Source organism: Streptomyces flavofungini (genome assembly GCF_041028215.1).
GTDB classification, from domain to species: domain Bacteria; phylum Actinomycetota; class Actinomycetes; order Streptomycetales; family Streptomycetaceae; genus Streptomyces; species Streptomyces flavofungini_B.
Genome location: NZ_JASKYR010000223.1, coordinates 1 through 10,336, shown reverse-complemented (window position 1 = coordinate 10,336; position 10,336 = coordinate 1). Strand labels below are relative to the sequence as shown.

Sequence of the window (10,336 nt, the reverse complement as noted above, 5' to 3'; positions counted from 1 at the left end):
GTGACCCGGTCCCCGCGGGGCAAGAGCCGCCCACGGCTTCGGGCGCCGCCTCCGGCAGATACTCTGGAAGGCGACCTGTCCGTGTTCGATACTCTCTCCGACCGCCTCGCAGCGACATTCAAGAACCTCCGGGGCAAGGGCCGCCTGTCCGAGGCGGACATCGACGCCACGGCGCGCGAGATCCGCATCGCCCTGCTCGAGGCCGACGTGGCCCTGCCCGTCGTCCGCGCCTTCATCAAGCAGATCAAGGAGCGCGCGGCCGGCGCCGAGGTCTCGCAGGCGCTCAACCCCGCCCAGCAGGTCATCAAGATCGTCAACGAGGAGCTCGTCAGCATCCTCGGCGGCGAGACGCGACGGCTGCGGTTCGCCAAGACCGCCCCGACGGTCATCATGCTCGCGGGTCTCCAGGGTGCCGGTAAGACGACCCTCGCGGGCAAGCTCGGCCTCTGGCTGAAGGGGCAGGGCCACTCCCCGCTCCTGGTCGCCTGTGACCTCCAGCGCCCCAACGCCGTCAACCAGCTGAGCGTCGTCGCCGAGCGCGCGGGCGTCGGGGTGTACGCCCCGCAGCCGGGCAACGGCGTCGGCGACCCCGTACAGGTCGCCAAGGACTCCATCGAGTTCGCGCGGACGAAGCAGTACGACGTCGTCATCGTCGACACCGCCGGTCGCCTCGGCATCGACCAGGAGCTGATGCGGCAGGCCGCGGACATCCGCGACGCCGTCAGCCCCGACGAGGTCCTCTTCGTCGTCGATGCCATGATCGGTCAGGACGCCGTCAACACGGCGGAGGCCTTCCGGGACGGCGTCGGCTTCGACGGCGTGGTCCTCTCCAAGCTGGACGGTGACGCGCGCGGTGGTGCCGCGCTGTCGATCGCGCAGGTCACCGGGCGCCAGATCATGTTCGCCTCCAACGGCGAGAAGCTGGACGACTTCGACGCGTTCCACCCGGACCGCATGGCGTCCCGCATCCTCGGCATGGGCGACATGCTCACGCTCATCGAGAAGGCCGAGCAGACCTTCTCCCAGCAAGAGGCCGAGAAGATGGCCTCCAAGCTGGCGAGCAGCAAGGGCAAGGACTTCACGCTCGACGACTTCCTGGCGCAGATGGAGCAGGTCAGGAAGATGGGCAGCATCAGCAAGCTGCTCGGCATGATGCCCGGGATGGGGCAGATCAAGGACCAGATCAACAACCTCGACGAGCGCGACGTCGACCGCACCGCGGCCATCATCAAGTCGATGACGCCCGCCGAGCGGCATGAGCCGACCATCATCAACGGCTCCCGCAGAGCCCGTATCGCCAAGGGTTCCGGCGTCGAGGTCAGCGCCGTGAAGAACCTCGTGGAGCGGTTCTTCGAGGCGCGCAAGATGATGTCCCGCATGGCGCAGGGCGGCGGCATGCCGGGTATGCCCGGGATGCCGGGCATGGGCGGCGGCGTGGGCAAGCAGAAGAAGAAGCAGAAGCAGGCCAAGGGCAAGCGAAAGTCGGGCAACCCGATGAAGCGCAAGCAGGAGGAGCAGGAGGCCGCCGCCCGCCGCGAGGCCGCGAACCAGGCGGGTTCCGCCCTCGGGCTGCCGGGCGCGCAGCCGGGCAAGGACTTCGAGCTGCCGGACGAGTTCAAGAAGTTCATGGGCTGAGAGCGCGGCACGCACGGTCGGTGCGTACGCGCGTACGAGGGCGTTCCCGCAGGCGGGGGCGCCCTCGGGCGTTTCCGGGTGGGTGTCCTCCGGCGTTTCCGGGTGGGTGCCCGCAAGCGCCGCTGAGCAGGTGCTGGCCTGTTATTTGTGTCGTAACGTCCGGATATGAGCAACCCCGTGCCGCCGGACCGGGCGCCCGACAAGCCGTGGCGCTCCGAGGGCGCGCCCTCGCCGGAGCCCACGCCGCCGCCGAAGAAGAAGATGCCGGGCGGCTGGGGCGGTCTCATCCTCACGGCCCTGATCGTCTACCTCATCGCCAATGTCGTGCTGAGCTTCTTCAACGAGGGCGACGAGCCGACGATCTCCTACACGGAGTTCAGCAAACAGGTCGACGCGGGCAACGTCACGAAGATCTACTCCAAGGGCGACTCGATCCAGGGGCAGCTCAAGAAGGAGCAGGACAAGCCGGGCGACGACGAGGGGAAGTACACCAAGTTCACCACCCAGCGCCCGGCCTTCGCCGACGACAAGCTCTGGGAGGACCTGACCAAGCACGACGTCACCGTCACCGCCGAACCCGTGGTCCAGGAGCGCAGCTTCCTCTCGAACCTGCTGATCTCGCTCGCCCCCATGCTGCTGCTCGTGGTCCTGTGGATCTTCATCGCGCGGCGCATGAGCGCGGGCATGGGCGGCGGTGGCGGCATGCTCGGGCGCAAGGCGCCGCCCAAGCCGGTCGCGCTCGAACCAGGAGCCAAGCGGACGACCTTCGAGGACGTCGCGGGCATCGACGAGGTCGAGGGCGAGCTCAACGACGTCGTCGACTTCCTCAAGAACCCGGACGACTACCGCTCCATGGGCGCCAAGATGCCCCGCGGCGTGCTGCTCGCCGGGCCGCCCGGCACCGGCAAGACGCTGCTCGCCCGCGCCGTCGCGGGCGAGGCGGGCGTGCCCTTCTTCTCCGCGTCGGCGTCGGAGTTCATCGAGATGATCGTCGGCGTGGGCGCCTCCCGCGTACGGGAGCTCTTCGCCGAGGCCCGCAAGGTCGCGCCGTCGATCATCTTCATCGACGAGATCGACACCATCGGACGCGCGCGCGGCGGCGGGGGCGCGATGGGCGGCCACGACGAGCGCGAGCAGACCCTGAACCAGATCCTCACCGAGATGGACGGCTTCTCGGGCGCGGAGGGCGTCATCGTGCTCGCCGCCACCAACCGCGCCGACATCCTGGACCCGGCGCTCACCCGGCCCGGCCGCTTCGACCGCGTCGTCAACGTCTCGCCGCCCGACCGCGGCGGACGCGAGGCGATCCTCAGGATCCATACGCGGGCCATCCCGCTGGCCGACGACGTCGACCTGGCCCAGGTCGCCCGTACGACCCCGGGCATGACCGGCGCGGAACTGGCCAACCTGGCCAACGAGGCCGCTCTCATCGCCGTCAAGCGCAAACAGCGCACGGTGACGCAGGCCGATCTCTCTGAAGCCATGGAGAAGGTCCAGCTCGGCGCGGAGCGGCCGCTGGTCATGCCCGACGACGAGCGCAGGCGCACGGCGTACCACGAGAGCGGGCACGCGCTCCTCGGCATGCTCCAGCCCGGCGCCGACCCGGTCCGCAAGATCACGATCGTCCCGCGTGGGCGCGCGCTCGGCGTCACCCTGTCCACCCCGGACTCCGACAAGTACGCGTACACCGAGGAGTACCTCCGAGGTCGCATCATCGGTGCGCTGGGGGGCATGGCCGCCGAACACGTCGTCTACGGAGTCGTCACCACCGGTGCCGAGAACGACCTGGAGCAGGTCACCAGCATCGCGCGCGGCATGGTCGGCCGCTGGGGCATGAGCGCGCGCGTGGGCCGCCTCTCCGCGCTTCCGTCCGACGCCCAGCAGGCGTACGGGCTCGCGGCCGCCCCGGAGACCCTCGACGCGATCGACGGCGAGATGCGGCGGATCGTCGACGAGTGCTACGAGAGCGCCTGCCGCCGGCTCCGTGACCACCGCGACCGGCTCGACGCGCTGGCCGCCGCCCTGCTGGAGAACGAGACCCTGGAGGAGGCACAGGCCTACCGGGTCGCGGGCATCACACGGATGACCAAGGGCGGCCACCCGGGCCCGTGAACCGGCGGATCAGGCCTCGGCGCGCGCCGGTGTCCTGGCGATCAGATACCTGAAGACGTTGGACATCCACACCGTCCCGTCGCGCCTGCGGTGCGGATGCAGTGCCTCCGTCAGCTCCTTGTCGACCTGCACCTGGTCCGTGGCGCCCACCGCCGCGTCGAACAGGCCGGTCGAGAGCAGCCCGCGGACCGCGCTGTCCACGTCCGCGTAGCCGAAGGGGCAGGCGACCCGCCCCGAGCCGTCCGGTTTGAGCCCCGCCCGCTGGGCGACCTCCTCCAGGTCGTCCCGGAGCGCCGGGCGCCAACTGCCCGTACTGCGCAGCGGATCGGCGAGCTTGGTCGCCACCCGCAGGACGCCGGAGGTGGCGCAGCGCTCCGGAGGGCCCCATCCGACGAGCACCACGGGCGCGCCGCGCGTGGCGAGCGGAGCCGCTTCCTTCAGGAGGGTGGAGAGCCCCTCTGAGTCGCCCGCCACACATCCGATCGGGTGAAACGCGGTGACGAGGTCGTACGCGGGCGTCCCGGGGGCCGCCGCGGCCGCGGGACCGCCGTCGAGGAGCGTCGCCTCCCCGCGCGCGCGTGCCTCCGGCGCCGTCTCCGCCGTGGCGTCCCCGAGGAGCCGGGTGCGCGCGAGGGCCAGCCGCTCGGGCGCCGACGCCTCGACGCCGGTGACCGTGGCACCCCGCGAGGCGGCCATCAGGAGGGCGAGCCCGGAGCCGCAGCCGAGGCCGAGCAGCCGGGTGCCACGGCCCACCTCAAGTCGTTCGTACACCGCTTCATAGAGCGGGACCAGCATCCGTTCTTGAATCTCCGCCCAGTCACGCGCGCGTGCGCACAGGTCCACACGGGGCGCTGAGCCCGCGTGGGGACGGTGCGACTGCGCGAGTGTTGGTGTCATCGAAAGCGCCCCAATCCGCTGAGAGTTATGGCCGTTCCGGTGGTCAACGGTTCGTCCGCCCCCGTGCAGTGCGCCCGCACTCCCCCCGTATGCCAGAGAACTCCGCATCGGTCCCGGCGTCCAGGGGTTGTCGGGGACTGCTTGCGTGCCCCCGCCGTGCGCCCCCCTGGGGGAGGCTCGCCGACGGGGCGGTGCCCGCGGCGGGGGAGTCGCCGGGTAACGTCGGCGCGGTGGCCCGCTCCTTCCGAGGAGGGCGCCTCCGGTACCGGCCCGCACGAACCGGCTCGTCGGCCCTGGGGGGCATCACGAGCCCCGGCGTGGGCAGGCGCTCTACGCGCCGGGGCGTACGCGCCGCTACGTACCGGCTTGGTGCGAGCTGTGCGGCTTCTCCGCAGATCAGCGCACCCGCCCTCGTCCGGACGCATCAACGGCAACTGACGGGTACGTGCAAAATATTTGAGATGCCCCGGAATGGAACCCCGAGGGCACCCGGCTCGTTGTCACGACGTGAGCACGACACCACCTGTTCTCGCCGCAGAGCTGGCACAGGCGTGGGCCGACATTCAGCGGCACCACCCCGAGCTGCCCGACCTTGCCGCGCCCGAATCCCTTATCGGAGAGTCGTCGTCCGCCTGCGGCGCCGAGCTCTCCTTCGAGCGACTGCTTCACGAGGCAGTCCATGGCATCGCCGCCTCGCGCGGCGTACGCGACACTTCACGAGCCGGCCGCTATCACAACCGCAGATTCCTCGCGATCGCCGAGGAGCTGGGCCTGGACCACCCCGAGGAGCCGCACCCGAGCAGCGGCTTCTCCCTGGTCACGCTCAACCCCGAGGCCCGCAGGCGGTATCGCCCGACGATCGAGCGTCTGCAGCGCGCCCTGAAGGCGCACACCGCGGCGACCACCGCGGACACCGCCCGCAGCTTCCGCGGGCCCGCCGCCCGGCACGGCTCGTCGGGCGGCGGCGTGCGCGTCAAGGCCGTCTGCGACTGCGGACGCAATGTCCGCGTGGTCCCCTCCGTGCTCGCCCAGGCGCCCATCATGTGCGGCGGCTGCGGCAAGCCCTTCCGTATCCCGGAGGCGATCGGCGCGGGCGTGGGCTGAGCTGGACCGGGGCGCCCGCACCGGGTGTGGGCGCCCCGTCGGCGTATGGCACAATGGCTAGCTGTACTCGACAGTCGCACAGGACCCCTCTCTCCTCCGGCTGACGCGTCCATCGGGCAATCGAGTACCGCAACCCCACGCGGCATCTTCGTTGTGCCCACCCACGTCAAGACCAGGAGACACCACTCCCGTGGCAGTCAAGATCAAGCTGAAGCGCCTGGGCAAGATCCGCGCGCCTCACTACCGCATCGTCGTCGCCGACTCCCGTACCCGCCGTGACGGCCGGGCCATCGAGGAGATCGGTCTGTACCACCCGGTGCAGAACCCCTCGCGCATCGAGGTCAACTCGGAGCGCGCCCAGTACTGGCTGTCCGTCGGCGCCCAGCCGACCGAGCCGGTCATGGCCATCCTGAAGCTCACCGGCGACTGGCAGAAGCACAAGGGCCTGCCCGCCCCGGAGCCGCTGAAGGTCGCCGAGCCCAAGGACAAGCGCGCCGCGTTCGAGGCCTTCACCAAGGGTCTCGAGGGTGACGACACCAAGGGCGAGGCCATCACGCAGAAGGCCAAGAAGTCCGACAAGAAGGCGGACGAGGCCGAGGCCACGCCTGCCGAGTCGACCGAGGCCTGAGCATGCTCGAGGAGGCTCTCGAGCACCTCGTGAAGGGCATCGTCGACAACCCCGACGACGTGCAGGTCGCCTCGCGCAACCTGCGTCGCGGACGCGTGCTCGAGGTCCGGGTGCACCCCGACGACCTCGGCAAGGTGATCGGCCGCAATGGCCGCACCGCGCGCGCTCTGCGCACCGTCGTGGGCGCCATCGGTGGCCGCGGTGTCCGCGTCGACCTCGTCGACGTGGACCAGGTCCGCTGAACCGGGTTCCCAGGACCGGGTTCCCAGGACCGATGGGTTCGTAGAACCACAGCAGCACCGGCTCCGGGCCGGGGAGGGCTCCAGGGCCTTCCCCGGCCCGTAGTCGTTGGATGAGGAGAAACGCAGTGCAGTTGGTAGTCGCCCGCATCGGCCGTGCGCACGGCATCAAGGGTGAGGTCACCGTCGAGGTCCGCACCGACGAGCCGGAGCTGCGGCTCGGCCCCGGCGCCGTGCTCGCCACCGACCCCGCCGCCACGGGACCGCTGACCATCGAGACCGGCCGGGTGCACAGCGGCCGCCTCCTGCTGCGCTTCGAGGGCGTGCGCGACCGCACCGGGGCCGAGGCGCTGCGCAACACCCTCCTGATCGCCGAGGTCGACCCGGCGGAGCTCCCCGAGGACCCCGACGAGTACTACGACCACCAGCTCATGGACCTGGACGTGGTCACCGCCGACGGCACCGAGGTCGGCCGCATCACCGAGATCTCCCACCTGCCCTCGCAGGACCTGTTCATCGTGGAGCGCCCCGACGGCAGCGAGGTCATGATCCCCTTCGTCGAGGAGATCGTCACCGAGATCGACCTGGAGGAGCAGCGGGCCGTCATCGACCCGCCCCCGGGCCTCATCGACGACCGCGCGGAGATCGCCTCCGCCAGGGACGCCGCCGAGGAAGCGGCCCCCTCGGAGGACGGCGCCTGATGCGGCTCGACGTCGTCACGATCTTCCCCGAGTACCTGGAGCCCCTGAACGTCTCCCTCGTCGGCAAGGCACGCGCGCGTGGCCGGCTCGACGTGAACGTGCACGACCTCAGGGAGTGGACGTACGACCGCCACAACACGGTCGACGACACCCCCTACGGCGGCGGCCCCGGCATGGTCATGAAGACCGACCCCTGGGGCGACGCCCTGGATGACGTACTCGCCGAGGGGTACGAGGCGGGGGCCCACGGACCCGTCCTCGTCGTCCCCACGCCGAGCGGCCGTCCCTTCACCCAGGAACTGGCCGTCGAGCTCTCCGAGCGCCCCTGGCTCGTCTTCACACCGGCGCGCTACGAAGGCATCGACCGCCGCGTCATGGACGAGTACGCGACCCGGATGCCGGTCTACGAAGTGTCCATCGGCGACTACGTCCTCGCGGGCGGCGAGGCCGCCGTACTGGTCGTCACCGAGGCGGTGGCCCGGCTCCTGCCCGGCGTCCTGGGCAACGCCGAGTCCCACCGCGACGACTCCTTCGCCCCCGGCGCCATGGCCAACCTGCTCGAAGGGCCCGTCTACACCAAGCCCCCCGAGTGGCGCGGCCACGGCATCCCGGACGTCCTGCTCAGCGGCCACCACGGCAAGATCGCACGCTGGCGGCGGGACGAGGCGCTGCGCCGCACCACCCGCAACAGGCCCGACCTGATCGAGCGCTGCGACCCCGCGACCTTCGACAAGAAGGACCGCGAGATGCTCTCGATCCTGGGGTGGCGGCCGGGGCCGGACGGCCGATTTGGGCGAGACCCCGAGGCCGTGGAAGAATAGGCCGCTGCTGTACGTCCAGCGTGCGCCCCTGCCACAGGGGGAACGACGCCCGCCCGACGCGATCAGCTACCGAATCCTCATCACCACGTACCGCTGATGACCTGTGGCATCAGTGAAGAAAGCAGACGATCATGGCTAACCTGCTCGACTCCGTCGACAGCGCGTCGCTGCGCAGCGACGTCCCCGCCTTCCGCCCGGGTGACACCGTCAACGTCCACGTGCGCGTCATCGAGGGCAACCGCTCCCGTGTGCAGCAGTTCAAGGGCGTCGTCATCCGCCGCCAGGGTTCCGGCGTGCGCGAGACCTTCACGGTCCGCAAGGTCTCCTTCTCCGTCGGCGTCGAGCGCACCTTCCCGGTGCACACGCCGATCGTCGAGAAGATCGAGCTCGTGACCCGCGGTGACGTGCGCCGCGCCAAGCTGTACTACCTCCGTGAGCTGCGCGGCAAGGCCGCGAAGATCAAGGAGAAGCGCGACAGCTGAGCTCCCGCGCGGGTCCGCGGCGGGGCCGGATAACATCTGGCTCCGATGGACAGCGAAGCACAGCACACGGAGCGCGACCGCTCCTCCCCACCCTCCGGTTCCGGAGACGTCCCCGACGTCGCCGAAGCACCCGAGGAGACGGAGGAACGGTCGCGCTTCGTTTTCACGTCCCTGCTCTCCCGGCTCCCGGGCGGCGGATACACCGCGGCCTTCCTGCTGTGCGTGGGGGCCCTCCTCCTTGTCAGCGCCTTCGTGGTGCAGCCCTTCCAGATCCCGAGCGGTTCCATGGAGCCGGCGTTCCGGGTCGGGGACCGGGTACTCGTCAACAAGTTGGCGTACCGTTTCGGTTCCGAGCCGCAGCGCGGCGATGTGGTCGTCTTCGACGGCAGCGGATACTTCGGGGACGCCGACTACATCAAGCGGGTCGTGGGTGTGGGGGGAGACCGTGTGGTCTGCGAGCGGGGGAGGATCAAGGTGAACGGCGAGCCCGTCGATGAACCCTTTCTGTACCCGGGGGACGCCCCCTCGCAGGTGCCCTTCGACGTCGTGGTGCCCGACGGCAGCCTGTTCCTGCTCGGCGACCACCGCAGCGACTCCAGCGACTCCCGCGACCATCTGGGACAGCCGGGCGGGGGCATGATCCCGGTCTCCGAGGTGATCGGCAGGGCCGACTGGATCGCCTGGCCGATCGGCCACTGGACCTCCCTGGAGCGTCCCGACAGCTACGCGCGCGTGCCCGGCCCGGACGGCGCGCATGGGTAACCGGGGGCGGCCCCGGGCCGCGGGCCACGCGGCCGACACCCGGCTGCCCACGGGCTCCCGGCCGACCAGCGGTCCCGTGCTGCCCGGCCGGGCCGACCGGCGCAGGCTCGCCAAGAAGGTCAAGCGGCGCAGAAGGCGCTCCGCGATCAAGGAGATACCGCTCCTCATAGGAGTGGCCCTGCTCATAGCCCTCGTCCTGAAGACCTTCCTGGTGCAGGCCTTCGTGATCCCCTCCGGATCCATGGAGCAGACGATCCGCGTCGGTGACCGGGTCCTGGTCGACAAGCTCACCCCCTGGTTCGGTTCGAAGCCGTCCCGTGGCGACGTGGTCGTCTTCAAGGACCCCGGCAACTGGCTCGAAGAGGAACAGGGCAAGAAGAAGGACGACCCCGTCGTCGTCAAGCAGGTCAAGGAGGGACTGACCCAGATCGGCCTGCTGCCCTCCGACAGCGAGCGCGACCTGATCAAGCGGGTGATCGGCGTCGGCGGCGACACCGTGCGGTGCTGCGACAAGAACGACAAGGTCACCGTCAACGGCGTACCGCTCGACGAGCCCTACATCCATCCCGGCGACAAGCCGTCGGCCTTCGAGTTCCGGGTGAAGGTCCCCAAGGGCCGCCTCTTCATGATGGGCGACCACCGCAGCGACTCGGCCGACTCCCGCTTCCACCGCACCGAGAAGTTCGGCGGCACCGTCTCCGAGGACCAGGTCGTCGGCAGGGCGCTCGTCATCGCCTGGCCCTTCGGCCACTGGCGCAAGCTGGAGGAGCCGGGGACGTACGCGTCCGTGCCCGACGCGCGTGCGGCATCGGACACGGTCACAGGGGCGTCGCATAGGGTGGCCCCCGGCGATCGATATGGATTGATCCGGCTCCCGACCCCTGCGGAACTCCCGCTCGTTATGGGAGTGGTGGGCCTGCATCGCATCTGGGGCAGGCGGCGGCACGGACTGAGG

The 10,336-nt window shown here is 70.4% G+C and carries 11 protein-coding genes; 10 read left to right on the top strand and 1 reads right to left on the bottom strand.

Annotated elements, in window-relative coordinates; all coding sequences use genetic code 11:
- Positions 1-81 precede the first annotated feature (81 nt).
- Together ffh and ftsH are read left to right on the top strand one after the other, a co-directional pair.
- Positions 82-1,635, top strand: a complete 1,554-nt coding sequence (ffh, locus tag AB8Z36_RS17325; protein ID WP_369214216.1) for a signal recognition particle protein — start codon at positions 82-84, stop codon at positions 1,633-1,635.
- Positions 1,636-1,800: 165 nt separating this feature from the next.
- On the top strand, positions 1,801-3,747 hold the full coding sequence (gene ftsH, locus AB8Z36_RS17320; RefSeq protein ID WP_369214215.1) for an ATP-dependent zinc metalloprotease FtsH: 1,947 nt from the start codon (positions 1,801-1,803) through the stop codon (positions 3,745-3,747).
- Positions 3,748-3,756: 9 nt separating this feature from the next.
- Here ftsH and AB8Z36_RS17315 read toward each other — a convergent pair whose 3' ends face one another.
- Positions 3,757-4,644, bottom strand: coding sequence for an SAM-dependent methyltransferase (locus AB8Z36_RS17315; protein ID WP_369214214.1), 888 nt, complete (start codon positions 4,642-4,644; stop codon positions 3,757-3,759).
- Between the two features lie 471 nt (positions 4,645-5,115).
- Between AB8Z36_RS17315 and AB8Z36_RS17310 the strand changes: the two genes are divergently transcribed.
- From AB8Z36_RS17310 to lepB (AB8Z36_RS17275), 8 genes are all read left to right on the top strand, one after another.
- Positions 5,116-5,748, top strand: a complete 633-nt coding sequence (locus AB8Z36_RS17310) for a hypothetical protein (RefSeq protein WP_369214213.1) — start codon at positions 5,116-5,118, stop codon at positions 5,746-5,748.
- A 190-nt stretch (positions 5,749-5,938) separates the two neighbouring features.
- Positions 5,939-6,376: a 30S ribosomal protein S16 gene (rpsP, locus tag AB8Z36_RS17305; RefSeq protein WP_369214212.1), complete on the top strand. Its 438-nt coding sequence runs from the start codon at positions 5,939-5,941 to the stop codon at positions 6,374-6,376.
- A 2-nt stretch (positions 6,377-6,378) separates the two neighbouring features.
- Positions 6,379-6,618, top strand: a complete 240-nt coding sequence (locus AB8Z36_RS17300; protein ID WP_014176063.1) for an RNA-binding protein — start codon at positions 6,379-6,381, stop codon at positions 6,616-6,618.
- 125 nt (positions 6,619-6,743) lie between these two features.
- Positions 6,744-7,316 carry a ribosome maturation factor RimM gene (rimM, locus tag AB8Z36_RS17295; protein ID WP_369214211.1) on the top strand — a complete coding sequence of 191 codons (573 nt, stop codon included), beginning with the start codon at positions 6,744-6,746 and terminating at the stop codon, positions 7,314-7,316.
- Positions 7,316-8,137 carry a tRNA (guanosine(37)-N1)-methyltransferase TrmD gene (gene trmD / locus AB8Z36_RS17290; RefSeq protein ID WP_369214210.1) on the top strand — a complete coding sequence of 274 codons (822 nt, stop codon included), beginning with the start codon at positions 7,316-7,318 and terminating at the stop codon, positions 8,135-8,137. Before rimM ends, trmD begins: the two co-directional genes overlap by 1 nt.
- 131 nt (positions 8,138-8,268) lie before the next feature.
- Positions 8,269-8,619, top strand: a complete 351-nt coding sequence (gene rplS / locus AB8Z36_RS17285; protein WP_369214209.1) for a 50S ribosomal protein L19 — start codon at positions 8,269-8,271, stop codon at positions 8,617-8,619.
- Between the two features lie 45 nt (positions 8,620-8,664).
- Positions 8,665-9,381 (top strand): signal peptidase I, encoded by a 717-nt coding sequence (lepB, locus tag AB8Z36_RS17280; protein ID WP_369214208.1) that lies wholly within the window; start codon positions 8,665-8,667, stop codon positions 9,379-9,381.
- Positions 9,374-10,336 (top strand): signal peptidase I (gene lepB, locus AB8Z36_RS17275; protein WP_369214207.1); only part of this gene is annotated, 963 nt, incomplete at its 3' end. The genes lepB (AB8Z36_RS17280) and lepB (AB8Z36_RS17275), both read left to right, overlap by 8 nt.

Coding starts and splice junctions, on each gene's coding strand:
- ftsH (WP_369214215.1), top strand. CDS start 1,801: ATGAGCAACCCCGTGCCGCCGGACCGGGCGCCCGACAAGCCGTGGCGC.
- AB8Z36_RS17315 (WP_369214214.1), bottom strand. CDS start 4,644: ATGACACCAACACTCGCGCAGTCGCACCGTCCCCACGCGGGCTCAGCG.
- AB8Z36_RS17310 (WP_369214213.1), top strand. CDS start 5,116: ATGGAACCCCGAGGGCACCCGGCTCGTTGTCACGACGTGAGCACGACA.
- AB8Z36_RS17300 (WP_014176063.1), top strand. CDS start 6,379: ATGCTCGAGGAGGCTCTCGAGCACCTCGTGAAGGGCATCGTCGACAAC.
- trmD (WP_369214210.1), top strand. CDS start 7,316: ATGCGGCTCGACGTCGTCACGATCTTCCCCGAGTACCTGGAGCCCCTG.
- rplS (WP_369214209.1), top strand. CDS start 8,269: ATGGCTAACCTGCTCGACTCCGTCGACAGCGCGTCGCTGCGCAGCGAC.
- lepB (WP_369214208.1), top strand. CDS start 8,665: ATGGACAGCGAAGCACAGCACACGGAGCGCGACCGCTCCTCCCCACCC.